Genomic DNA, 23,082 nt, shown 5'->3' on the forward strand with positions numbered 1-23,082 from the left:
CAGTTCAGGTGCCTCCTGCTTCCTGGTAGCCATCAGGCTGGTGATCGTGGTGACCACCAGGACCGCGCAGATCACTCCGAGCGAGACCGCTTCCCGCCACCGCCCCCGGAGGTGACCGTCGCCGTGTTCGACACGGTCAGGCGTCGACGCTCTCCTTCGAAGCGCTCCCGGACAGTTCAGGTGCCTCCTGCTTCCTGGTAGCCATCAGGCTGGTGATCGTGGTGACCACCAGGACCGCGCAGATCACTCCGAGCGAGACCGGGATGGATATCTCGGGGACATGAACGCCGGACTCGTGCAGCGCGTGCAGGACGAGCTTGACGCCGATGAATCCGAGGATGACCGACAGGCCGTAGCTGAGGTGGACCAGCTTCTTGAGCAGGCCGCCGATGAGGAAGTACAGCTGCCGCAGACCCATCAGCGCGAAGGCGTTGGCCGTGAAGACGATGTACGGGTCCTGGGTCAGACCGAAGATCGCGGGGATCGAGTCGAGGGCGAAGAGCACGTCGGTGGTGCCGATCGCCAGCATCACGACCAGCATCGGCGTCATGACGCGCTTGCCGTTCGTGCGGATCCACAGCTTGGTGCCGTGATAGCGGTCGGCCACGCCGAAGCGCCGCTCGGCGGCCTTGAGCAGCCGGTTCTCCTCGAACTCCTCCTCGTCCTCGTCGGCCCTGGCCTCCTGGATCAGCTTCCAGGCGGTGTAGATGAGGAACGCGCCGAAGATGTAGAAGACCCAGGCGAAGCTCGCGATGATCGCGGCACCGGCGGCGATGAACACCGCGCGCAGGACGAGGGCTATCAGGACGCCCACGAGAAGCACGCGCTGCTGGTACATCGTGGGCACCGCGAACTTCGCCATGATCAGGACGAAGACGAAGAGGTTGTCGACGCTCAGCGACTTCTCGGTGATGAAGCCAGCGAAGAACTCCCCGGCCGGCTGTCCGCCGGCGAAGAGGAGCAGTCCGAGTCCGAACAGCCCTGCGAGGGCGATCCAGACGACGGTCCAGATTCCGGCTTCCTTGATCGATACATCGTGCGGCTTGCGGCCGATGAAGAAGTCGACCGCGATCAGTGCGGCCAGCCCCACGATGGTCAGGACCCACAGGGTCAGGGAAACATCCACATGCGCCTCCGGCAGTACGTAACGGCAGTTTTCAGCGTCGTTCGCCACCGGAGGTCTCTTCCGCCCGAGACCGCTGGGGCGCTGGATGCGCCCCAAAGTCCGCGGACCGACGCCCCGGGATCTGACTCGATCCGTATTGACGGGTGCGCCGCAGCAAGTAGGGAGTACTCCCCTCCGAATGGAAAGAGAGTACCCGAATCACCAAAGGAAGGTAAAGGGTTTAGTAAAAGAAGGTCCAAGTCCCCTGGTCAAAGGCGCTTTACGGTTACTTGGTGAAGCAGTTCGGCCCCTCGGGTCCGGAGGGTTGCGAGGGGCCGGAGGCGCCGGGACCGGGTCAGCGGTTCCACGACCGGCGGGCCGCCGCCACCGCCGCGAGGACCTGCTGGAGCACCTGGCTGTTCGCGGGGACGAGCGAGGGCTCGTAGGTCCACGCGTGACCGACCCACGGATCGGCGAGATGGTCGTCGGGCACCGGCGTGATCCGCAGCAGCGACCGCCAGAGCGGGTCGAGCAGCGGTCCGTACGCCGCCGCGTCCTCCCGGTCGGCCACCATCATCAGATGGACACCGACGGCCGGACCCTCGTCCGCCAGGTAGCGGAGCTGGGTGACGGCGCGGTCGTCGAAGCCGTGCGGGAAGTCGTTGACGATCAGGAGCTGTTCCGCGGTGTCGAAGCCCGGCGGCAGCGAGTCGGCCGCTCCCCCGCGCAACGCCATCTGCACCAGGTCGACGCGCTGGGTGAGACGGCTCAGTACGTCCGTCACTCCCGTGGCACCCGCGGCCGGCGGGGCGGCGAGCACCCCGGACTGCGTCAGTGGCGCCAGGGACGGGGCTCCGGTGCCGGCCGCGTCGATGACATGCACGGTGAACTCGCCCGGGGGGTACACCGCGAGGAGTCGGGCCGCGTGCGCCACGGCGGTGTCCACGGCAAGTCGGCGCACCTGGTCGGGGTCGGCGAGCGTGCCCTCCAGTGAGGTGCGACCGCTGTCGATCCACAGGCCGCGCTCCAGCGGCAGACGCACCAGCATGGGGATGCTCAGGTTCTCGGTCTCGGGCAGACGGAGGTCGCCGAGCCGCAGTGCCATGGGTATTTCCATGGGGGCGCGGTAGCCGTGCCAGACAGGGTTGTCCCAGCGCGCGTAGGCCGTCGGCAGCGCGGGTTCCACGACCTCGGCCTCGGCGGTGAGATGGGCGAGGTCCCGGTCGAGAGCGGCCCGGGCCTGGTCGACCAGCTGCGCGTGTTTGGCGCGTGCGGTCTCGCGAGCGGCGTCGCCCTGTCCCCCGATCCGGCTGCGCGGGTCGGAGAGAACCTGGTCGAGCTCCTTCTCCATGCGGGAGTCGGCGAAGTCGACGGCGCTGCGGTACGCGGCGACGCTCCGGGCCAGGTCCTCGAACATCCCCCAGACCTGGTTGTACAGCCGCTCCTCCATGGACCAGCCGGTCGCGTCTCCCGCGACCGGCTGCGCGGGCTGTCCGGGCTGGGCCGGCGGAGCGGTCGGCGGGGGCGGCGGCGGAGCGGCGGTCTGCCGTCCGGGATGACTGTAGTTGACCGGGCCACCCGTGCCGGGCGGCTGGGTGGCCGGGGAGGGATCGGGCTGGGCGGGGACTCCCGGACGGCCGGTCTGCGGAGCCGCCGTTCCCTGCGGACCGGGCGTGTACGGACCCTGCTGCGGTGGCACGGCTCCTGAGGTGCCGTGGGTTCCGGGTCCGGCGTAGGGCTGGTCCGGTCCCGGTGCCGAGGCCGCGGCCTGGCGCGACCGGTCCGCGTCCGGGGTGCGGGGCGGGGGCGCCGCCACCGACCGTGCCAGTCCCTGGACCACCGCTTCGTTGATGGTGCCCGCGAGCTGCAGGGCTTCCGGAAGCCCCTGGTCGGTGAGGAGTTCGGCGAGACCGCCCGCGTAGCCCTGGCCGACCGCGCGCACCTTCCAGGCGCCCTGCCGGCGGTAGAGCTCCAGGGCCACGACGGCGGACTCGGCGTCCAGTCCGGTGAGGGTGTAGCTGGCGACCTCTAGTCCGTCGAGGCCGGTGACCGCGACGAAGGGAGCGGCGACGGCGCCGAACCGGACAGGGCCGCCCACACCGGTGGGCAGCGCGAGCAGCACGCTGACCCGGTGCACGGCCTGCGGCAGGGCGTCCAGGTCGAAGGCCAGCCGGTGGTCGGCCGCCGCCTGCCTGGAGACCTCGAGTCCGGGAAGCGTGGGCGCGCCGGGATGGGCCACCCACTCGACGCCCCGGACTCTGCCCTGTTCGTCGCTGAGCGTGGCCCCGGCCACGATCGGCTTACCGGCCGAGACGCGGACCTCGAGACGGACCTGAGGGAGCGGGTGGTTCTGCCCCCTGACCAGCTCGGCCGTCATCGTCTTGTCCCCCTATGTCGCTGTGTGCGTGTGCGTCGGCCGCTCAGAGGTGCGGCAGGATGGCGGGCATCAGGTCCTGGAACGTGCGGCCGTTGGCCGGCGTTCCGAGGGCCGTCATCTGCCAGCCGGTTCCGGCGCGGTGCACCTTCGCCATGATCTGCGCGGTGTACTGGCCGCCGCCCGCCAGGGTGTAGCGGGCGAGTTCCTGGCCGTTGGTCTCGTCGACCAGACGACAGAACGCGTTCTGCACTTCCTGGAAGGTCTGGCCCGTGAAGGAGTTCACGGTGAAGATGATCTGGTCGATGTGGACCGGGACGCGCTGCAGGTCGACGAGGATGGCCTCGTCGTCGCCGCCCTGGCCGACACCGCCGACGAGGTTGTCGCCGGTGTGCCGCACCGAGCCGTCGTCGCTGACGAGGTGGCGGAAGAACACCACGTCGACGGGCTGCTTGTCCGCGAAGAGCACGGCGGACGCGTCGAGGTCGATCTCCCGGGTGCGCGAACCGAACAGGCCGCGCCGGGGTGCTGCCTGCCAGCCGAGTCCCATGCGGACCGCGGTCAGCGTGCCCCCGTCGTTCTTCTGCAGACTGATGGCCTGACCCTTGGTCATGTTGACCGTCACGCGCTGTTCCCCTCTCGAACTGTCCCCTGTTGCCGCGGCGTCCGCGGATGAACAGAACCCTACGCAGCGGCACTGACAGCGCCGAACCCTGGGGCCGACTTTGTGTCGGTCTTGCAACACACCGCGGGCTCGGCCGGGCCCGGCGCCCCCGACGGTATCGTCAGGCGATTCCCGCCTCCTTCATCTGCCGCAGCTCCTTCTTCATCTCGGACACCTCGTCGCGCAGACGGGCCGCGATCTCGAACTGGAGGTCGGCCGCCGCGGCGCGCATCCGCTCCGTCAGGTCCTCGATCTGCTGGGCGAGTTCGGCAGCCGGGCGGTCGGTCGGCACGGCGTCCTTGGCCTTGGCGGACTTGGCGGCGCGGGTCGCCTTGGCGCCCAGCGCGGGCACGGGGGCCTTGGCGCCCTTGCCGTCCTTCGTCTTGCGGTAGCCGGAGCCGAGCAGCTGCTCGGTGTCGATGTCCTCGCGGGCGATCTGCGCGACGATGTCGTTGATCTTCTTGCGGAGGGGCTGCGGGTCGATGCCCCGTTCCTTGTTGTAGGCGATCTGCTTCTCCCGGCGGCGGTTGGTCTCCTCGATGGCCTTCTCCATCGCCGGGGTGATCTTGTCCGCGTACATGTGGACCTGGCCGGAGACGTTGCGCGCCGCGCGGCCGATGGTCTGGATCAGGGAGGTGCCCGAGCGCAGGAAGCCCTCCTTGTCGGCGTCGAGGATCGCCACCAGGGAGACCTCGGGAAGGTCGAGGCCCTCGCGCAGGAGGTTGATGCCGACCAGGACGTCGAACTCGCCGGCCCGCAGTTCGCGCAGCAGCTCGACGCGGCGCAGGGTGTCGACGTCGCTGTGGAGGTAGCGCACCTGGATGCCCAGCTCCAGGAAGTAGTCGGTGAGGTCCTCGGCCATCTTCTTGGTGAGCGTGGTGACCAGGACGCGCTCGTCCTTCTCGGTGCGCTGCCGGATCTCGTGCACCAGGTCGTCGATCTGGCCCTCGGTGGACTTGACGACCACCTGGGGGTCGATCAGGCCGGTGGGGCGGATGATCTGTTCGACGTACCCGTCCGAGCGGGAGAGCTCGTAGTTCCCCGGGGTCGCCGAGAGGTAGACGGTCTGGCCGATGCGCTGCTGGAACTCCTCCCACTTCAGGGGACGGTTGTCCAGGGCGGAGGGCAGCCGGAAGCCGTGGTCGACGAGGGTGCGCTTGCGGGAGGCGTCGCCCTCGTACATCGCGCCGATCTGCGGAACGGTGACGTGCGACTCGTCGATGACGAGCAGGAAGTCGTCCGGGAAGTAGTCGATCAGCGTGTTCGGCGGGGAGCCGGGCTCACGGCCGTCGAAGTGCATCGAGTAGTTCTCGACGCCGGAGCAGGAGCCGATCTGGCGGAGCATCTCGATGTCGTACGTCGTCCGCATGCGCAGGCGCTGGGCCTCCAGGAGCTTGCTCTGCTTCTCCAGCTCGGCGAGGCGTTCCCCCAGTTCCTTCTCGATGTCGTTGACGGCGCGCTCCATGCGCTCGGGACCCGCCACGTAGTGGGAGGCGGGGAAGACGTAGACCTGGTCGTCGTCGCTGATGACCTCGCCGGTGAGCGGGTGCAGCGTGGACAGGGCCTCGATCTCGTCGCCGAACATCTCGATGCGGACCGCGAGCTCCTCGTAGACCGGGAAGATCTCGATGGTGTCGCCGCGGACCCGGAAGGTGCCGCGCGCGAAGGCCACGTCGTTGCGGGTGTACTGGATGTCGACGAAGCGGCGCAGCAGGTCGTCGCGGTCGATCTCGTCGCCGACCTTGAGGCTGACCATCCGGTCCACGTACTCCTGCGGTGTGCCGAGGCCGTAGATGCAGGACACCGAGGCGACCACGACGACGTCGCGGCGGGTGAGCAGCGAGTTGGTCGCGGAGTGGCGCAGGCGTTCCACCTCCTCGTTGATCGAGGAGTCCTTCTCGATGTAGGTGTCCGACTGCGGGACGTACGCCTCGGGCTGGTAGTAGTCGTAGTACGACACGAAGTATTCGACCGCGTTGTTCGGCAGCAGTTCGCGGAACTCGTTGGCCAGCTGGGCGGCCAGCGTCTTGTTCGGTGCCATGACGAGCGTGGGGCGCTGGAGCTTCTCGATCATCCACGCGGTGGTGGCGGACTTGCCGGTGCCGGTCGCGCCCAGCAGGACGACGTCCTTCTCGCCTGCGCGGATGCGCTTCTCCAGGTCGGCGATGGCCGTGGGCTGGTCACCGCTCGGCTGGAACTGGCTGACGACCTCGAAGGGCGCCACCGAACGTTCGATCTTGGATACGGGCCGCATGGATCCACCGTACGACCCCGCACTGACAACCGGGCCCGATCACCTGCTCTGCGGGGTCCGCGGGCGGCGGTGGGCGCGTTCCCGCACGGGGTGGACGGCAGGACGGAGGCCGGTGCGCACGGGGCCGGGACGGGCCGGGACGCCCGGTCGCCTGATCTCCGCGGGGCGCCGGGCGGGCCCGCCCACGACCATCTGCGGATCGAACAGCACGACGACGCCCGCCAGGCAGAGAAGGGCCAGTGGGCCGATCATCATGGGCGCGAGCAGCGCGGCCGCCGAGTCCCCGGCGGGGGTCCCGTCGACCGGACCGTGCAGGTGCACGCGGAGCGCCGCCATGCCCGTGTAGTGCATGCCGCTGACGGCCAGCCCCATGACGAGACTCGCGCCCACGCTCCAGAGGAATCCACGCACCTGCCCCGCGGCCCAGAGGGCGGCGATGGCGGCCACGACGGCGATGAGGACCGAGGCGGAGACGGTGAGCGTGTTGTAGGCGAGCCTCCCGTTGAGCCGCATCCCGGCCATGCCCAGGTAGTGCATCGAGGCGATGCCCAGGCCGGTGACGGTCCCTCCGGTGAACAGCGCCGTCCCGGTGGCGCCCCGGTAGCCGACGATGAAGATCCCGGCGCCGACCATCAGGACGGCGACGCCCAGGCTCGCGAACGTCGTCGGCCGGTCGTAGTGGACGGGGCTCTCCTCGACCGTGAATCCCATCATCGCGATGAAGTGCATCGTCCAGATGCCGGAGGCGATCGCGACCGAGCCGAGCGCGAGCCAGCCGGCCCGCCAGAAGCCGGCGACGAGCGCGGACCTGGCGGTGCAGCGAAGGCCCAGCGCCCCGCCCAGGCAGGCCATGAAATACGCCACCAGCGGTGTGACGAGTCCGTAGGTGAAGCCGTCGACCGTGCCTCGCATGCGCGGCTGCCTTTCCCGCCCTGTTACGCCTGGAACCGCCCGGAACACCCCCGCGGCCCGGACAGCAGGAGCGGACCGGGTCGAGGCAGAGAGTACGACCCCGCCGGAATGGTCGAACGATAATCCTGCAAACAATCACGACCTCTCCCCAGTTGTGCTCCGACGGCGAGCGGACTCGGACAACTCCATTCAACCCGCGGCCATCTCACCTCCCCCGCCCGTCGACTCCCTGCTGTCAGTCTTGCACTGTCCGTGATCGCCTGACGCGAGGAGAACGCATGCACGCGCGCGTTGCCGCCGCCACGACCGCCGCGCTTCTCGGGGGAGCCGTTCTGATACTGCCCGGCCCGCACGCCAAGGCCGGCGGCCGGATCACGGCACCGCTGGTCGTCGCCCATCGCGGCGCCTCCGCGTACGCCCCGGAGAACACCCTGGCGGCCGTCGACCGGGCGGCCGAGCTGGGGATCGACTGGGTCGAGAACGACGTCCGGCGCACCCGCGACGGCCAGTTGGTCGTCCTCCACGACGCCTCGCTGGGGCGCACGACAGACGCCGAGACGGTCTATCCCGACCGGAGCCCCTGGAACGTCGAGGACTTCACCGCGGCCGAGATCGCCCGCCTGGACGCCGGGAGCTGGTTCGACCCCCGGTTCGCGGACGCGAAGGTTCCGACGCTGCGGGAGTACGTGGAACGCGTCTCGCGCAACCACCAGAAGCTCGTCCTCGAACTCAAGAACCCCGAGCTGTATCCGGGCATCGAGCGGCAGACGCTCAGGCTCCTGAACAACCAGGGCTGGCTCGATCCGGTGCACCTGCGGGACAGGCTGATCGTCCAGAGCTTCAGCGCGGACAGCGTCCGGACCGTGCACCAGCTGCGGCCCGGCGTCACGACGGCCTTCCTGGGGACACCACCGGTCGCACGGCTGCCCTGGTACGCCCGGTTCAGCGACCAGATCAACCCCGATCACCGGTCGCTGACGTCCGACTACGTCTCGGCGGTCCACGCGCTCCACGGCCCGCACGGCCCGATGAAGGTCTTCGCCTGGACCGTGGACGACGCGGCCACCGCCCGGCGCCTGGCGGACTTCGGTACGGACGGCATCATCACGAACACGCCCGACGTCGTCCGTGCGGCTCTTCCCTAGCGCGCCGTCGCCCGGGGCGCGGGCGGTCCGGGCGTACGTTCCGGGCGTTGTCGGTGCCGGGCCGTACGGTGGATCGCATGGACAGCCACGGGCGGTACGGGCAGCGGATCGTGTGGGCCGTCGTCGGCACGGACATCGGTCCGCTGCTCCTCGCTGCGACGCCCCACGGCCTGGTCAACGTCGTCTTCCACGCGTCGGACGCGGTGCGCGACAGGGCGCTCGGCCGGCTCGCGTCCCGCCTGGGCGGCGAACCGGCCGAGGCGCCCGGGTCCCCGCTGCTGGCCGAGGCGATACGCCAGGTCGAGGCGTACTTCGCGGGCGAGCGGCACGACTTCGACCTGCCGCTCGACTGGTCGCTGATCTCTGGGTTCAACCGCCAGGTGCTGCGTGAGCTGGACGCGGGCGTCCCCTTCGGTTCCGTCGTGGCCTACGGCGACCTGGCCGAACGGGTCGGCGCGCCGGGGGCAGCACAGGCCGTGGGGGTGGCCATGGGCTCGAATCCGCTGCCGGTCGTGGTGCCCTGCCACCGGGTGGTCGAGAGCAACGGCGGCATCGGCGGTTTCGGGGGCGGTCTGGAGACCAAGCGGAAGCTGCTGGCCCTCGAAGGCGTCCTCCCGGAGCCGCTGTTCTGAGGTCGCGGGAGTTTGGCCGGGCTCGCCGCCCGCCAGAGATCCAGGGACGGGAACGTCGACCGACGACAGGAGGCAGGCGCGTGATCGTGATGTCCGAAGAGGTCCGGGAGGCGCTCGACGCACACAGGCCGGTGGTGGCCCTGGAGTCCACGATCATCGCCCACGGACTGCCCCGCCCGCGCAACCTCCAGGTCGCCCTCGAACTGGAGGAGGCCGTCCGTGAGGAGGGTGCCGTACCCGCGACGATCGCCGTGCTCGACGGCCGGCCCCATGTGGGCCTGGACAAGGACCGGCTGGAACGGGTCGCGAACGAGGACGGCATCCGCAAACTGGGCCACCGTGACCTGCCGCTCGCGGTGGCCTCGGGGGCGAGCGGCGCGACGACCGTGTCCGCGACCGCCCTGCTGGCGGCCCGCGCGGGGGTGCGGGTGTTCGCGACGGGAGGACTCGGCGGTGTGCACCGCGAGTGGACGGTGACCCAGGACGAGTCCGCCGACCTCGGCCTGCTGGCGCGTACCCGGATCACGGTGGTGTGCGCCGGGGTCAAGTCGATCCTGGACGTGCCCGCGACACTGCAGCGCCTGGAGACGCTGGGCGTGGCGGTGGCCGGGTACGGCACCGACCGGTTCCCCGGCTTCTACCTGTCCGACTCGGGGCACCCCGTGGACTGGACCCTCGACTCCCCCGAGCAGGTCGCGGAGGTGATGCGCGCCCAAGAGGCCCTGCGCTCCCCCGACTCGGCACTCGTCGTCGCGAACCCCGTGCCCGAGGAGGAGCAGCTCGATCCCGAGCTGCACGCGCGCGTGCTCGCCGAGGCGCTGCGCGCGTGCGAGTCGAAGGGGGTGACCGGACAGGCGGTGACACCGTTCCTGCTCTCCTACCTGGTCCGGCACACGGACGGTGCGTCCCTCGCCGCCAATCTGGCGGCGGTACGCGGCAACGTGCGCCTCGCGGGACGGATCGCGGCGGCCTGGGCCGGGGCGTGAGCGGCACGGACGTGAGCGGCACGGACGTGAGCGGCACGGACGTGAGCGGCACGGACGGGGGCGCCCGGGCCGACGGGGCGGCCGGCCGGGGCGGCCTCGCCTGCGGCGCTCTGCTCGTCGTCGGGGACGTGGTCACGGATGTCGTCGCCCGGCATCGTGGACCGCTCGCGGCCGGCACCGACACGGCCGCCGCCGTACGGACCGTACCGGGCGGCGCGGGCGCCAATGTCGCGTGCTGGGCCGTGCACGAGGGGTGTGCCGACGTACGGCTGCTCGGCCGGGCGGGTCGTGACGCCGTGGCGTGGCACGAACGCGAACTCACCGCGAGCGGCGTACAGCCCCTTCTGGTGACCGATCCGAAGGCCCCTACCGGGACGGTGATCTGTCTGGTGGACAGCGGCGCGTCGGCGGAGCGCACGTTCCTCACGGACAGCGGGGCCTCACTGCGGCTGGCACCGGCCGACTGGTCGCCCGCGCTGCTCGACGGGGTCGCGCGGCTGCATCTGTCGGGCTACCTGTTCTTCTCCGAGTCGAGCCGGGCGCTGGTGTCGGTGGTGCTGGAGTCGACGCGCGCGCGAGGTGTGCCGGTGAGCCTGGATCCGGCGTCGGCGGGATTCCTCACCCGGCTGGGCGTGGACCGCTTTCTCGGACTCTGCGCCGGTGTGGAGGTCCTGCTGCCCAGCCGTGACGAGGCGTGTCTGCTGACCGGGCTGCCCGATCCGGCCGACGCGGCCGCCGAGCTGAGCCGCCGTTTCCCCCTGGTCGTCGCCAAGCTGGGAAGTGAAGGCGCCCTGGTCGCCCGTTCCGGAGCCGTCCGGGCCCGTGTCCCCGCGTCGCGGGCGACGCCGCGGGACACGACGGGCGCCGGTGACGCGTTCACCGGCGCGTTCCTCGCGGCGCTGCTCATGGGTGCCGCCCCCGAAGAGGCGGCGAGGGCGGGGTGCTCGGCCGGGGCGAAGGCCGTGGAGCGGATCGGCGGGAGACCGCCCGCCGCGAGCGCCCGGCGAGACGAAGGAGATGCACGGGTCCGCTGACCTCCTCGGCCACGCGACGGCGTGCGGGGGACCGGACCGACTCCCCGCCCCTCACGCCCTCCCGGTTCTCCGGCTCCGTGGAGGCCGGGCCGAACGGCCTCGCCCCGTCTCTCACGCCCGCTCAGTTCTTGCGCCCCCAGGCCGAGATCATCGGCGCGGTCGCCAGGTCCATGGACCCCGCGGCGACGTTCGCGAGGTGCTGGTCGATCTCCTCCTGGGTGGCCAGGCCGGCGGTGACCAACCGGTCGCGGATCTGACGGACCGTGGCGGACTCCAGTTCCGCGCAGGCGGGTGAGGTGACGGGGAAGTACGCGTCGGCCTCCACACCCCCCAGCCCCGCGTCCCGGAGCAGCCGCGGGAGCTTGCGCCCGTAGGAGAGGTCGGCGCCGCGCTCGGCGAGCAGTGCGCGGAAACCCTGACGCAGCCGGTTCGCGAGCCGCTGCTCGGGGCCGTACTCCTCGGGGCAGAGCAGTGGCTGCAGGGCGGGGTCCGCGTCCTCGACGAGGAGCCGTCCGCCGGGCCGCAGCGCCTTGACCATCGACCGCAGCGCACGCTCCCGGTCCGGCACATGGACCAGGACGAGCCGGGCGTGCACGAGGTCGAAGCCCTCCCCCGGCGGTTCCTCGGCCCCCACGTCGTGGACGCGGACCTCGACGGGCGAGCGCGCCACGGAGGCCGCCCACGAGGTGTCGATGTCGGTCGCCACGACCTTCCCCGTCGGGCCGACCTTCTTGGCGAGCCAGGACACGACGGACGTGCCGCCCGCCCCGACCTCCCAGCAACGCCAGCCGGACCCCACGCCGAAGCGTTCCATGTGCCGGAACGTGGTGGGGTCGAAGAGAGCGGCGAGGGCCTCGAAGCGTCGGCCCGCCTCCGTCTGCTGGTTGTCGAGGAGATACCCGTCGGCTCGCGTCATGGGGAGATCATCCCAGTCGACCCGGTCGTCACGGATCGTCGACGCTCCCGTCTCCGGCACCGGGAACACGCGAGAGGTACGTCCCGCCGCATCCGGCCGAACATCGCGACACCGGAGCGGAACGCTCCGTTCCCACAGCCTTTTCCGGTGTCCGGCCATGCCTGGCAGACTGGCGTGCCAGGCGCAAAGTGCGGCCCGGGGAGATCCACACGAGGAGATCCAGATGTCCATGGCAGGGAATTTGCGGAAGGTGACGGCTCTCGGAGCGGTCGACGGCCTCCGCAGAGTGGCACGGCTGACACGGCGGAGCCGCCGTGTCGACCTGAGTCACCCCGCCCGCTCGCCGCTGGGTTCCTCGGTGGTGAACTGTGTGGCGTACCGGGACGGCGCGCGGATCCCCGAGAGCAGCGATCTGGTCGACACCGTGCGGCGGATCCGCAAGCGCGACGACGGATTCGTCTGGCTCGGACTGCACGAACCGACCGACGTGGAGTTCGCCGGCATCGCGGAGCTCTTCGACCTGCATCCCCTGGCCGTCGAGGACGCGGTCGAGGCACACCAGCGCCCGAAGCTGGAGTGGTACGGCGACACGCTGTTCGCGGTGTTCAAAACGGTCTGCTACGTGGAGCACACGGAGCTGACGGCGACCAGTGAGGTGGTGAACACCGGCGAGATCATGGTGTTCGTCGGTCCGGACTTCGTCATCAGCGTGCGGCACGGACGGCACGGATCCCTGGGCCCCCTGCGCGAGGAACTGGAGGCCGACCCACAGCAGTTGTCCAAGGGGCCGGCCGCGGTCCTGCACGCGATCGCGGACCATGTGGTCGACGAGTTCGTGAGCGTCGCGGACTCGGTCCAGGCGGACATCGACCATGTCGAGGCCGAGGTCTTCGCCGAGAACGGCGCGCGCACCGACGCGGGCCGCATCTACCAGCTCAAGCGGGAACTCCTCGAACTGAAGCGGGCCGTGGCCCCGCTCGCCCGGCCCGTCCAGGAGCTGACGACCCGGCCGACCCGCGTGGTCTCCCCGGAGATACAGGCGTACTTCCGTGACGTCTCCGACCATCTGTTGCGGGTCACCGAGCAGATAGCCGCCTTCGACGAACTGCTCAACTCGATCCTGCAGGCGCATCTCGCGCAGGTGACCGTGGCGCAGAACGAGGACATGCGCAAGATCACGGCTTGGGCGGCGGTCATCGCCGTCCCCACCATGGTCTGCGGCGTCTACGGCATGAACTTCGACAACATGCCCGAACTGCACTGGAGATTCGGCTACCCCATCGTCATCGGCGTCATATCGATCGGCTGCTACGTCCTCTACCGAGGGTTCCGGCGCAACGGCTGGCTCTGAGACCGCCCTCGCACCACTCCGTCCGGCCGGCCGGACGGAGTGGTGCGGGCCAGGAGGATCGGCCGGTCAGCCCGTCGCGCTGCCCGCGCCGCCCCTCGCGTAGACGCTCTCGACCCAGGCGGCGAGTTGTTCGTCGCTGAGGTGCCGGGCGAGGTCGGCCTCGCTGATCATGCCGACCAGCCGTTTGTCCTCGATCACCGGAAGCCGGCGGATCTGGTGCCCCTTCATCTCCTGGAGCACTTCACCGACATCGGCGCCGACGTCGATCCAGCGCGGTGTGCCCCGGGCCATCTCGCCCGCGGTGACCTGCGCGGGGTCGCGGCCCATGGCCACACACCCGACGACGATGTCGCGGTCGGTCAGAATGCCGCAGAGGCGCTCGTCCTGGTCGCTGATGGGCAGCGCGCCCACATTGAGCTCACGCATCAGCTGGGCGGCGCGGTCCAGGGTCTCGTGGGCGGGGATCCACTGGGCCCCGCGGTGCATGATGTCTCCGGCGGTGGTCATGGCGTACCTCCCGGTGCCGGACGGCCGGCACGGCGCGGGACACGCCGCTGGTACCGGCGCCCTTCATTCTCGCCGCGCCCCACGGGCCACGCACCCGGAGATCCGGGGCGCCGGTCAGCCGTTCCAGGCCGGGTGGCGGGGGTCGTCCGCCCGTACCAGCAGGTCGGCGGCGCTCCCCGGGCCCACCTCGCTCTCGTAGCGGGCGAACGCGGGCAGGGTCCAGTGCTCCGCCTCGGGGGTACGGCGGCGGAGGGCGCCCGGAGAAAGGAGTACGTGGACGCTGAGGTCGAACGGGAACCAGTGGCGCAGCAGGAGGGGGCCGTGGAGCAACAGGATTCCGCCGGGCGGGAGTTGGACGTACGGACTGCGGGTGGCCCGGTCGGTGACCGGGTCCCGGAGGTCGGGCAGGACCCTGCCGTCGCCGCCGGGTTCGAGAGGGCCGAAGACCTCGCGCCACAGAGCGCCGGTGTCGAACCAGCCGTCGTAATAGGCCTCGACGTCCTGGTGACCGTGTTCGAGCCGGAGCGATGCCGGGCGCAGGAAGTCCTCTGCGCCGACGACCAGCGCGGGACGGCCGCGTACCCGCAGCGCCTCGAGGACGCGCTGCGCGAGTTCGCCGGGGCGGGCGGCCGGTGCTCCGTCGAAGGCGACGCGTGGCCACGGGCTGCCGTCCTGCGGTCTCAGGTCGAGCAGACGATCGGCGAGGTGGTCGCCGAGCCGTTCCCAGGTGATCGCTTCGAGTCGCACAGGACCCATGATGCCGCGCGTGTGAAGGGCCCCGGCCGGCGCGTCGGGCCGCGGGCGGGTGCGGAGGGCGTCGGGCCGCCGGGGCGTGAGCCGTGCGGAGGCACCGGCCGACGACGTGGGTGTGGCGGCGCTCCGGGGAAGGAACCGCGTATGGCACCGATCGCTGATCCCCCGCACCGCAACGGACCTCTCGTCGTCCAGCCGCTCAGAAAGCGGCACTGTGTCGAGTGCCGGAGCGGGCCGCTGCCGCTGCTGGTGCTGGAGGAGGGGACGCCTCGGTGTCTGGACTGCGCGGATCTCGGGCATCTGGTGTTCCTGCCGCGCGGCGACACCGCGCTGACCCGCAGATCGCGGGAGGGCAGCGTGCTGTCGGCCGTCGTGGTGCGGTTCAACCGCCGGCGGGGGCGCTACGAGCGGCAGGGCGTCATGGTCGAGGAGGCGGCGCTCGCCCTGGCCGAGGAACGGTGTCTGGCGGACGCGGAGGCGCGGCGGCGGCGCCGGGCCCGGGACGCGCGGCGCCGGGAGGCGGAGGACGTCCGCTTCACGGAGGCGTTCGCGCGGGAGATATCCCGCCTGTTTCCGTACTGTCCGGCCGACCGGGCACGGGCGATCGCCGCGCACGCCTCGGTGCGCGGCAGCGGGCGGGTCGGGCGGAGTTCGGCGGGCCGCGCGCTGTCCGAGGCGGCGGTGACCGCGGCGGTCCGCGCCTCGGTACGGCACACGGAGACTCCGTACGACCAGTTGCTGATGAGCGGCGTCCCGCGGTACGAGGCGCGGCGCCGGATCGCGGCCACGGTGGACACGAGGCTCTGGGAATGGCGCGCCGGCCTCACCGCGCAGGCGTGAGCGAGGGGCACCCCGGGACGAGCTCGGGTGGCCGGGCGAAGTCCGAGCGGACGACCGGCCGGCGTCAGGGGATCTCACGAGCGGGTCGACGGGGCATGAGGCGGTCCGCGGGGGCGTAAGGGGTGGTCCGCGGGAACGGTGGTCCGCGAGGGGGCGTAAGGGGGCTCGGCGGGTGGAGACGGTCGTTCGGGGGAGGACGGAGACGGTCTCGCGCCGGTGGGCGGAGACGGTCTCGCATGGGTGTGCGTCGCTCGGCCATGGCCGTCGCCGTCGTGGGGGATTTCGCTTGAGATGACGGCCGGCGCTGTGCAGGATCTTGGGTCCGGCCGGTTCGACACGGGAGTGGACATGATCGATGGACCGTATTTCGTGCTGACCCTGCTGGGGGTGCTCGGCTGCGGGCTGGTGGCCGGGGTGTTCCTCGGCTTCTCGACCTTCGTGATGAGGGCCCTCGCCCAGCTGCCGCCGGCACAGGGCGTGGCCGCGATGAACGCGATCAACGTCGCCGCGGTCCGGCCCCCGTTCATGCTGGTGTTCGTCGGGTCGGCGGTGCTGTGCTCGGTGCTGGCGGTGGTGACGTTCGTGCTGCTGCCGGACGAGGGGACGGTGGAGTTACTGCTCGGCAGCGCGCTGTATCTGTTCGGGGCATTCGGGGTGACCATCACGGCGAACGTCCCGCGCAACGACGCGCTGCTGAGACTGGAGCCGGAAACGCCGCAGGCCGCCGACTACTGGCCCGTGTTCGTGCGCCAGTGGACGAGGTGGAATCACGTCCGCGCCGCCGCCTCGGCCGCGGCTGCGGTGTCGTACGCGCTCGCCCTCGCCTGAGCTGTGCGCCCCTCCCCCGCCTGTGCGTCCGGGGCGGCGGCGCGTGCCCGGGCGACGTATCGTGGCGGGAAAGGGGTGCTGCCCGGATCCCGTGACCGCCGAGGGCCGGCGTCCGCGCGGCCGCGCCCTCTCGTACGCGTACACGAGGGAGACGGCCATGGCCGATCCCAAGGGCTTCATGACCACACCCCGCCAGGAGTATCCGCGCCGGCCGGTCCGGGAGCGGGTACGGGACTGGAACGAGGTGTACGTTCCCGGGGGCCTGCTGCCGATCATCGAGAAACAGGCCGACCGCTGCATGGACTGCGGCGTCCCCTTCTGTCATCAAGCGTGTCCGCTGGGCAATCTGATCCCCGAGTGGAACGACCTCGTCTCGCGCGACGACTGGCGGGCGGCGAGCGACCGGCTGCACGCCACGAACAACTTTCCTGAGTTCACCGGGCGGTTGTGCCCCGCCCCGTGCGAGGCGGGCTGTGTGCTGGCGATCAACCAGCCGGCGGTCACCATCAAGAACGTCGAGGTCGCCATCGCCGACCGCGCCTGGGAGGACGGGTTCACACCGCCGCGTCCGCCGGACCGTCTCTCGGGCCGGACGGTGGCGATCGTCGGGTCGGGGCCCGCCGGGCTCGCCGCGGCACAGCAGTTGACCCGGGCCGGTCACACGGTGGCCGTGTACGAGCGCGCGGACCGGATCGGCGGTCTGCTGCGGTACGGAATCCCCGCGTTCAAGATGGAGAAGCGGCATCTGGACCGGCGGCTGGAGCAGATGCGCGCGGAGGGGACCAAGTTCCGCACGTCGACGGCGATCGGCACCGACATCGGGGCGGCCGAGCTCAAGGCCCGCTACGACGCCGTGATCCTGGCGCTCGGCGCCACCGCCTGGCGCGAACTGGACGTGCCCGGGCGGGAGTTGTCCGGTATCCATCAGGCGATGGAGTACCTTCCGCTGGCCGACCGGGTGTGCGAGGGGGATCTGGAGGTCTCCCCGCTGTCCGCGGCGGGCAGGCACGTGGTGATCGTCGGCGGTGGTGACACCGGCGCCGACTGCCTGGGGACCGCGGTGCGCGAGGGCGCCGCCTCCGTGACCCAGCTCGACATCTATCCGCAGCCGGAGACCGATCGCGACGAGGACGCCGAGCCGTGGCCGACGTATCCGAAGATCTACCGGCTCTCCGCCGCGCACGAGGAGGCCGGTGCGCTGGGCACCGCGCCCGCCGCGGACGCGGACGCCCGGCTCTTCGCCGCCTCCACGCTCCGGTTCGAGGGGGACGCGGACGGCCGGGTGCGCTCACTGCGTCTCGTCGAGGTCGACGAGCGGCGCCGGCCGGTCCCCGGTTCCGGGCGGGCCCTGCCCACCGACCTCGTCCTGCTCGCCCTCGGCTTCACCGGCCCGGACCCGCACGACGGGCTGATCGACCAGCTGGGGCTGGAACTCGAACCCCGCGGCACGCTCGCCCGCGGCGCCGACTTCGGGACGAACGTCCCCGGGGTGTACGCCGCCGGGGACGCGGCGCGCGGGCAGTCGCTGATCGTGTGGGCGATCGCCGAGGGCAGGGCGGTCGCCGCGGCCGTGGACCGGGCGCTCAGCGGGGCGGCCCGCTCGCGTCTGCCGGCCCCGATCGGGCCGTACGACCGCCCCATGACCGCCTGAGGGCCGCCGCTCCACGGGACGGGCGGTCGGGGCGGCTCCGTAAGTCCGCGCCGTGGTGGGTGATCACATCAGAACCAAATTCAGAGAAGTCATGGAGATCGGAGAGGTCGTGGAAAAGGGCAGGCAAGTCGTCAGGAGAGAAGGAAGTCCGCCTCTCCCGCTTTCGCGCCCTCGATGAAAGCGGTCATCTCGCCGGGCGTGTAGATGAGGGCGGGACCGTCCGGGTCCGCCGACTGACGTACGGCGATACGGCCGTCGGCGAGTTTCATCGCCTCCAGGCAGTTGCCGCCGTTGCCACCGCTCCACGGCTTGTGCCAGCCCTCGCTGCCGAGTTCACGGGCGGGCATTCCGTTGTAGATGCGCACGTCGCCTATTCGCGGATTGATGCGTTCCGGCGTGATGCGTTCCATTCACAGCTCCTTGCGGAGATCCCGGAGGATCTCCTTCGTGCGATGTGCCGTGGCGGCTTGGGCCGCCATGCGGTCCATGACCTCGAGATGAGTCGCCACCTCGGAACGTGCGTCCAGGTAGACGGCGCCGGTCAGGTACTCGCTGTAGACCATGTCCGGGAGTTCCGGCATGGCAAATCGGAACAGCACGAAGGGCCCGTACGTGCCGGGGTGCGGACCCGAGGAGAACGGGATCACCTGCAACGTCACATGGGGCAGCTTCGTGGCCTGAAGCAACTTGTCGATCTGAGCGCGCATCACCTCGGGACCGCCGATGGGACGGCGCAGCACCGTCTCGTCCATCACCACCCAGATCCGGGGCGCGTCCTCGCGTGTGAGCAGGTCCTGGCGCTTCATGCGCAGCGCCACGTGGCGCTCGATGTCCTCGGGCCTGGTCTGCCCGATGGCTCCGGCCTTCAGGACGCCGCGCGCGTAGTCCTCGGTCTGCAACAGGCCCGGAACGAAGTGCGGTTCGTAGGAGCGCAGCAGGGAGGCGGCGCCCTCCAGGCTGACGTGCATGGAGAACCAGTCGGGCAGGATGTCGTGGAACCGCTGCCACCAGCCGGGCTTGTTGGCGTCCTCGGCGAGCTGGACGAAGGCCTCGGCCTCCTGGTCGCCGACGCCGTACGACTTCAACAGGAGCTGGAGGTACGGGATCTTGAGGGAGACCTCGGCCATCTCCATCCGGCGGACCGTCGCGGGGGCGACGCGCAGGATCCGCGCGGCCTCCTCACGCTTGAGACCCGCGCGTTCCCGCAGGTCCAACAGTCGCCGTCCGAGAACGACCTGGCCGACCGTCGGCGCGGACCGCGGTTCGCTCACGTCCCACCTCCACTGAGTCCGGGCAGCCCGTTCGGCGCCGTCCGGGTTCTTCCTCGTCGGCTTCGACGATCCCAACTGGCGCCGCTCGGCTAGCTGTTGCCAGCAGTGTGCCACGCGCTCCCACGGCGTCACACGGCACTCTGCATTTTTCAGAGTGAGTCTTGCCAAGTGTTCGCGGCGACGCGCATAGTGGCAGGCGTGATTCCGTCCGCGCCGTTAGGAACAGACGCAGCCGAAGACCGGTTCGGTCTCCGAGCCGCCATGGGGCAGTGCCCCGGCGCGGCCGCCGAGCGCCGGTTCCGCTTCGAGTTGGCCGCACACCCGGGCTCCGTGGCTCAGGCGAGACGCCTGACCCTGTCCCGCCTGTCCGGCTGGGCGGTGGATGAGGACACCCGCGACACGACTGTGCTCGTGGTGTCGGAACTGGTCACCAACGCGATCGTCCATGCCGCCGGGCAACGCGTCGTCTGCGAACTGCACGACGCCGGCGACGTGGTGCGCATAGCCGTGTGCGACGAGGGGTGCGCTCCGGGCGAGCCGCACCCCTCCGCACAGCGGCCCGACGAGGAGCACGGGAGGGGATTGTTTCTCGTCGCGGCAGTGTCCAGGGCCTGGGGGGCCCAGGACACCGGGCCCGGTCTGCTGGTGTGGGCGGAGATCGCACGCGCGGCAGACCGGGCCGAAAACGCCCGGTGCGAACCGGCCCCGCCCGACGCGGACACGGGTCCGCGGGCGGACCTCGGCTGGAGTGCGAAGAAGCCCCCGAACGACGGTCGGGGCACGGGGGCGGAGGGATCCTGGGGGGCGGGAACCGTGGGGAACCCCCAGCTTCCCTCCGCCCGGAGCGGGAACGGGGACCGGGACCCGCGCCGGGACGGGGGCCCGCGTCAGGACGGGACCCAGCGCCAGGACCGCGATCCCCGCCAGGGCCAGGACCCGTGCCGGGACCGGGGCCCGCGCCGGGATCAGCATCGGGAACGGAACCGGGACCGGGAGAGCCTGTGAGCCGTACGCCTGCGGCGGGACCTGCGGCGCGGGTCCTGAGCCTGGACACGCTGGTCCGCGCGAACCGCGGACGGCGACGGCCCGGGCCGCCGAGGCGTCTTCCCGTTCCCGACGGGATGAACGTGCCCCTGGGCTGCGACGCGGTGTCGGTACCCGCACGGCTCGGGCCGCTGCTGCTGTCCCGGCTGCCGCGCGTCGGCTGCGTCTACGCCGACGGGGCGCACTGGTGGTGGATCGTTCCTTCCGACTCCGACGTCGCCCTGGAGTGGCCGACGCCCGCCCACTACGTCGCGGGGGCGGTCGTGACGGACGCACCCCGGATTCCCGGGCTCATCCACAAACCGGATGGCACGCTTCCGTATACGCCGCCGATCCCTCTGTATCTGGCCCTGTGCCAGGTCACGGGGACGACACCCACCTGGTCGCGTCCGATCAGCGCGTGAGGCCCGTTTCGCGGCCGCGGGGTCCGGCGCGCGCTCACTCGACGCCGTCGGCACCGCCCACGACGACCAGGAACGCGTCGGAGGCGAGATCCATGACGACCTCCGCCGCCTGACCCTCCTGGCGGCGCGCCTGCGCGAACTCCTCCGCGGGCCACGACCCACGGGGTCCTCCGGCGGGAAAACGCTCCAGAACCTTTCGCCCGTTCACCCTCTACCTCCATGTCGCGCTGCTGTGGAGAGTTAAACGCCTGCCAGGGGGTGAACGGCTCTGGCAGTGACGGTACTGAGACGAAGTCGACACCGGGCGACAGAGCGGCCCGCCCCGGACCCCGCGGTTCCGCGCATCCGTCGCGTCCGCCCGCCGGTCCACCGGTTCGCCGGTCGGTCAGCAGGCTGCGGACGCCCGCAGTCCCGCGCGCTCGCGCCGCTCGGCCAGCTCGCCGAGGAGTTCGTCGATCCGCTCGGTGTGCCGGGGCGTGAGCCGGCCGGTGTCGTCGAGCTGCACGGCACACGCCGTGGTCGTGTCGACGAGCCGTTCCAGGGTGGCCGCGACCGCGGCGGTGCCCTCGGAGTGCCGTGCCAGAGCGGGGAGCTCGGCCGCGGCGAGGTCGATCGCGGCACGGGCCTCGGCGAGCGCGCGATAGGCCTCCCGGCGCAGGACCCAGCGGCCCGTACGGTCGTCGGCCGTACCGTCGCCCATCACGTGGGCGAGATAGACGTCCGCCGCCTCGCCGGCCCGGGTGAGCCTCGCCCGCACGGTCCCGCCACGCTGTCCGAGGGGCGGCAGATGTCCGACGAGCAGCACGATCGCGCAGGCCAGCGAGGTCTCCACGATCCGGTTCCAGGAAGCCTGCGGCTCGCCGCCGACCATCACCAGGGCGAGGACGAGGACCGTCACGACGGCGGTCTGCGCGGCGAAGTGCCGGGTGGCGACGGGGATGAGGGCCCCGCTGACCGCGACCAGGGCGACGAGCCCCTCCGGCCGCGGCAGCACGAGGGCGAAGCCCGCGAAGACGACCGCGCCGAGGACGGTTCCCGCCGCACGGCACAGCACGCGTGAGACGAGCGGGCCCAGATCGGGCTTGACGAGGAAGACGGCGGTCGCGGGGAGCCAGTACCAGTGCGGGTGGTCGCCGTACCGGCGTGCGTGGTGCAGGGCCTGTGCCACGGCGACGCTCGCGCCGAAGCAGAGAGCGACCCTGATGCCGTACTCCCGCCCCGCGGCACCGAGCGCGGTGCGCACGAGGGAGGTGGCGGTACGCCGTCTGTTGTGCAGGACGTTCCCGAAGCCCCGGTCGAAGGTCTCGGCCGCGTGCAGCAGGGCGTCGTGGAGGGCGCGCAGGGCGGGCACGACGGGAGTGCTCCCGAGGGGGCCTGACCGGGTTCCGGGGACGGCGGGCGCCGGCAGCGGGCCGGTGGGGGCGCCGGTGCGGACGGCGGCCGCGAGCCGCCGGGGGCCCTCCGCGGCCAGTGCGGGCACGGTCTCGCCCGCCCAGGCGAGCGCGGTCGCGGCCTCGGCGAGCGGCAGGGCGGCGGCGTACTGCGCGTGCAGGCGCCGTTCGGCCGCGGAACTGGCGTACCGCCTCAGCCTGGGCCCGTCGAGCGCGTCCTGCGCGTGGTCGAGGGCCGCGGTCAGCGCGACGCGCCGCCGGGCCGCGTCGGGTCCGCCCACCGCGAGCAGCAGCCGGGCGATCGCGTCGTACACACCGCCGACCGCCTCCCGCTCCCCGTCGAAGCGGTAGGCGCCGGTGCCCACCCCGGTCGTCGGCAGCACCAGCCGCAGCGCGAGCAGCCAGCCGGCGCCGCCGAGGAAGAGCAGCGCGCGCACCCACCCCGGTGCGGGCAACGGCATCCCGGCCCCGACCGCCGAGGCGACCAGCAGCTGGGTCCCGGCCCCGGAGGCCACGGGTCCGACGGAGCTGACGGCTCCGGCGAGCAGTCCTAGCCCGGTGAGGACGAGGGTGAGCGCCACGGCGCCGGTGTGCTGCCCGGCGTACGACCCGATGAGCAGACCGGCGGCCCCGGCGAGGGCGGGTACCCCGAGCCGTTCGACGGCGACGCGTCGGCTGCCCGGCCGGTCGTTGATCCCCGTCAGCATGGCGCCGAGTGCGGCGACCACTCCGAGTGAGGCACGGCCGCTCAGTACGGCCACGAGCAGCAGCGGCCCACAGGCCAGCGCACCCCGCACGACGGCGTTCCAGGGGACCGGTCCGCGCTGGGCGCGCAGAGCGTGGGCGAGCCAGGGCGGTACGGCGAGGGAAGTGCGGTGCACGGGGCTCCTGTCGGGCGAGGGCGGGTGCCTTCGGGCGACGTCGGCCGGGCTCGTGTCGTCACGAGGGTAGTGCGCTTCGTCGGCGGACGGCGAACGCCAGGATTTCCGCGACGTGACATTTCGCGGGGACCGGTTGCCG

The 23,082-nt window shown here is 71.6% G+C and carries 22 protein-coding genes; 10 read left to right on the top strand and 12 right to left on the bottom strand.

The features are described 5' to 3' along the window. Positions 1-136 precede the first annotated feature (136 nt). From ACFW6B_RS14620 to ACFW6B_RS14640, 5 genes are all read right to left on the bottom strand, one after another. Positions 137-1,126, bottom strand: coding sequence for a TerC/Alx family metal homeostasis membrane protein (locus tag ACFW6B_RS14620; protein WP_386595960.1), 990 nt, complete (start codon positions 1,124-1,126; stop codon positions 137-139). A 334-nt stretch (positions 1,127-1,460) separates the two neighbouring features. Continuing rightward, the gene (locus ACFW6B_RS14625) at positions 1,461-3,482 is read right to left on the bottom strand and encodes a TerD family protein (RefSeq protein ID WP_386595723.1); all 2,022 of its coding nucleotides are present in this window, start codon (positions 3,480-3,482) and stop codon (positions 1,461-1,463) included. A 43-nt stretch (positions 3,483-3,525) separates the two neighbouring features. Further along, on the bottom strand, positions 3,526-4,104 hold the full coding sequence (locus ACFW6B_RS14630; RefSeq protein ID WP_386595726.1) for a TerD family protein: 579 nt from the start codon (positions 4,102-4,104) through the stop codon (positions 3,526-3,528). Between the two features lie 160 nt (positions 4,105-4,264). Continuing rightward, positions 4,265-6,397, bottom strand: coding sequence for an excinuclease ABC subunit UvrB (gene uvrB, locus ACFW6B_RS14635; protein ID WP_386595729.1), 2,133 nt, complete (start codon positions 6,395-6,397; stop codon positions 4,265-4,267). 39 nt (positions 6,398-6,436) lie between these two features. Beyond that, positions 6,437-7,309: an MHYT domain-containing protein gene (locus ACFW6B_RS14640; protein ID WP_386595731.1), complete on the bottom strand. Its 873-nt coding sequence runs from the start codon at positions 7,307-7,309 to the stop codon at positions 6,437-6,439. A 278-nt stretch (positions 7,310-7,587) separates the two neighbouring features. Here ACFW6B_RS14640 and ACFW6B_RS14645 point away from each other — a divergent pair, with 278 nt between their 5' ends. The 4 genes from ACFW6B_RS14645 to ACFW6B_RS14660 all read left to right on the top strand — a co-directional run bounded on the left by ACFW6B_RS14645 (position 7,588) and on the right by ACFW6B_RS14660 (position 11,106). Beyond that, positions 7,588-8,454, top strand: a complete 867-nt coding sequence (locus ACFW6B_RS14645) for a glycerophosphodiester phosphodiesterase (protein WP_386595733.1) — start codon at positions 7,588-7,590, stop codon at positions 8,452-8,454. Positions 8,455-8,531: 77 nt separating this feature from the next. Next, a complete protein-coding gene (locus ACFW6B_RS14650) occupies positions 8,532-9,086 on the top strand; it encodes a methylated-DNA--[protein]-cysteine S-methyltransferase (protein WP_386595735.1) in 555 nt (184 codons plus the stop codon). An 80-nt stretch (positions 9,087-9,166) separates the two neighbouring features. Then, positions 9,167-10,072: a pseudouridine-5'-phosphate glycosidase gene (locus tag ACFW6B_RS14655; RefSeq protein ID WP_386595737.1), complete on the top strand. Its 906-nt coding sequence runs from the start codon at positions 9,167-9,169 to the stop codon at positions 10,070-10,072. Positions 10,073-10,182: 110 nt separating this feature from the next. After that, positions 10,183-11,106, top strand: a complete 924-nt coding sequence (locus ACFW6B_RS14660; RefSeq protein WP_386595962.1) for a carbohydrate kinase family protein — start codon at positions 10,183-10,185, stop codon at positions 11,104-11,106. 121 nt (positions 11,107-11,227) lie between these two features. Here ACFW6B_RS14660 and ACFW6B_RS14665 read toward each other — a convergent pair whose 3' ends face one another. Then, a complete protein-coding gene (locus tag ACFW6B_RS14665) occupies positions 11,228-12,022 on the bottom strand; it encodes a methyltransferase domain-containing protein (protein WP_386595739.1) in 795 nt (264 codons plus the stop codon). A gap of 223 nt (positions 12,023-12,245) precedes the next feature. Here ACFW6B_RS14665 and ACFW6B_RS14670 point away from each other — a divergent pair, with 223 nt between their 5' ends. Further along, complete coding sequence (locus tag ACFW6B_RS14670) at positions 12,246-13,373, top strand: magnesium and cobalt transport protein CorA (RefSeq protein WP_386595741.1); 1,128 nt, start codon at positions 12,246-12,248, stop codon at positions 13,371-13,373. Between the two features lie 66 nt (positions 13,374-13,439). Here the strand turns inward: ACFW6B_RS14670 and ACFW6B_RS14675 are convergent, their stop codons facing one another. After that, positions 13,440-13,880, bottom strand: a complete 441-nt coding sequence (locus ACFW6B_RS14675) for a CBS domain-containing protein (RefSeq protein WP_386595743.1) — start codon at positions 13,878-13,880, stop codon at positions 13,440-13,442. 114 nt (positions 13,881-13,994) lie between these two features. After that, the gene (locus tag ACFW6B_RS14680; RefSeq protein ID WP_386595745.1) at positions 13,995-14,636 is read right to left on the bottom strand and encodes a uridine kinase; all 642 of its coding nucleotides are present in this window, start codon (positions 14,634-14,636) and stop codon (positions 13,995-13,997) included. 141 nt (positions 14,637-14,777) lie between these two features. On the opposite strand from ACFW6B_RS14680, the gene ACFW6B_RS14685 reads away from it, so the two are divergent. From ACFW6B_RS14685 to ACFW6B_RS14695, 3 genes are all read left to right on the top strand, one after another. After that, the gene (locus ACFW6B_RS14685; protein WP_386595747.1) at positions 14,778-15,473 is read left to right on the top strand and encodes a DUF2293 domain-containing protein; all 696 of its coding nucleotides are present in this window, start codon (positions 14,778-14,780) and stop codon (positions 15,471-15,473) included. 348 nt (positions 15,474-15,821) lie between these two features. Beyond that, positions 15,822-16,301, top strand: a complete 480-nt coding sequence (locus ACFW6B_RS14690; protein ID WP_386595750.1) for a DUF1772 domain-containing protein — start codon at positions 15,822-15,824, stop codon at positions 16,299-16,301. Between the two features lie 157 nt (positions 16,302-16,458). Continuing rightward, positions 16,459-17,952 carry a glutamate synthase subunit beta gene (locus ACFW6B_RS14695; protein ID WP_386595752.1) on the top strand — a complete coding sequence of 498 codons (1,494 nt, stop codon included), beginning with the start codon at positions 16,459-16,461 and terminating at the stop codon, positions 17,950-17,952. A 131-nt stretch (positions 17,953-18,083) separates the two neighbouring features. On the opposite strand, the gene ACFW6B_RS14700 is transcribed toward ACFW6B_RS14695, so the two are convergent. Both ACFW6B_RS14700 and ACFW6B_RS14705 read right to left on the bottom strand, forming a co-directional pair. Further along, a complete protein-coding gene (locus tag ACFW6B_RS14700; RefSeq protein WP_355765303.1) occupies positions 18,084-18,362 on the bottom strand; it encodes a DUF397 domain-containing protein in 279 nt (92 codons plus the stop codon). Beyond that, positions 18,363-19,223 (bottom strand): helix-turn-helix transcriptional regulator, encoded by an 861-nt coding sequence (locus ACFW6B_RS14705; RefSeq protein WP_386595754.1) that lies wholly within the window; start codon positions 19,221-19,223, stop codon positions 18,363-18,365. Positions 19,224-19,553: 330 nt separating this feature from the next. On the opposite strand from ACFW6B_RS14705, the gene ACFW6B_RS14710 reads away from it, so the two are divergent. Next, positions 19,554-20,228 carry an ATP-binding protein gene (locus ACFW6B_RS14710; protein ID WP_386595756.1) on the top strand — a complete coding sequence of 225 codons (675 nt, stop codon included), beginning with the start codon at positions 19,554-19,556 and terminating at the stop codon, positions 20,226-20,228. Between the two features lie 116 nt (positions 20,229-20,344). Further along, positions 20,345-20,671, top strand: a complete 327-nt coding sequence (locus ACFW6B_RS14715; protein WP_386595758.1) for a hypothetical protein — start codon at positions 20,345-20,347, stop codon at positions 20,669-20,671. Between the two features lie 34 nt (positions 20,672-20,705). Here the strand turns inward: ACFW6B_RS14715 and ACFW6B_RS14720 are convergent, their stop codons facing one another. Both ACFW6B_RS14720 and ACFW6B_RS14725 read right to left on the bottom strand, forming a co-directional pair. Further along, a complete protein-coding gene (locus ACFW6B_RS14720; protein WP_386595760.1) occupies positions 20,706-20,879 on the bottom strand; it encodes a hypothetical protein in 174 nt (57 codons plus the stop codon). A 177-nt stretch (positions 20,880-21,056) separates the two neighbouring features. Further along, positions 21,057-22,943, bottom strand: coding sequence for an FUSC family protein (locus ACFW6B_RS14725; RefSeq protein ID WP_386595762.1), 1,887 nt, complete (start codon positions 22,941-22,943; stop codon positions 21,057-21,059). Between the last annotated feature and the right edge of the window lie 139 nt (positions 22,944-23,082).

This window comes from Streptomyces sp. NPDC058751, from assembly GCF_042746485.1.
Classification (GTDB): Bacteria; Actinomycetota; Actinomycetes; order Streptomycetales; family Streptomycetaceae; genus Streptomyces.

Bases quoted from the DNA above. Each gene is read 5' to 3' on its own strand.
- ACFW6B_RS14625 (WP_386595723.1), bottom strand. From the start codon at position 3,482: ATGACGGCCGAGCTGGTCAGGGGGCAGAACCACCCGCTCCCTCAGGTC.
- uvrB (WP_386595729.1), bottom strand. From the start codon at position 6,397: ATGCGGCCCGTATCCAAGATCGAACGTTCGGTGGCGCCCTTCGAGGTC.
- ACFW6B_RS14680 (WP_386595745.1), bottom strand. From the start codon at position 14,636: ATGGGTCCTGTGCGACTCGAAGCGATCACCTGGGAACGGCTCGGCGAC.
- ACFW6B_RS14695 (WP_386595752.1), top strand. From the start codon at position 16,459: ATGGCCGATCCCAAGGGCTTCATGACCACACCCCGCCAGGAGTATCCG.
- ACFW6B_RS14700 (WP_355765303.1), bottom strand. From the start codon at position 18,362: ATGGAACGCATCACGCCGGAACGCATCAATCCGCGAATAGGCGACGTG.
- ACFW6B_RS14685 (WP_386595747.1), top strand. From the start codon at position 14,778: ATGGCACCGATCGCTGATCCCCCGCACCGCAACGGACCTCTCGTCGTC.
- ACFW6B_RS14715 (WP_386595758.1), top strand. From the start codon at position 20,345: ATGAACGTGCCCCTGGGCTGCGACGCGGTGTCGGTACCCGCACGGCTC.
- ACFW6B_RS14690 (WP_386595750.1), top strand. From the start codon at position 15,822: ATGATCGATGGACCGTATTTCGTGCTGACCCTGCTGGGGGTGCTCGGC.
- ACFW6B_RS14640 (WP_386595731.1), bottom strand. From the start codon at position 7,309: ATGCGAGGCACGGTCGACGGCTTCACCTACGGACTCGTCACACCGCTG.
- ACFW6B_RS14650 (WP_386595735.1), top strand. From the start codon at position 8,532: ATGGACAGCCACGGGCGGTACGGGCAGCGGATCGTGTGGGCCGTCGTC.
- ACFW6B_RS14665 (WP_386595739.1), bottom strand. From the start codon at position 12,022: ATGACGCGAGCCGACGGGTATCTCCTCGACAACCAGCAGACGGAGGCG.
- ACFW6B_RS14670 (WP_386595741.1), top strand. From the start codon at position 12,246: ATGTCCATGGCAGGGAATTTGCGGAAGGTGACGGCTCTCGGAGCGGTC.
- ACFW6B_RS14675 (WP_386595743.1), bottom strand. From the start codon at position 13,880: ATGACCACCGCCGGAGACATCATGCACCGCGGGGCCCAGTGGATCCCC.
- ACFW6B_RS14645 (WP_386595733.1), top strand. From the start codon at position 7,588: ATGCACGCGCGCGTTGCCGCCGCCACGACCGCCGCGCTTCTCGGGGGA.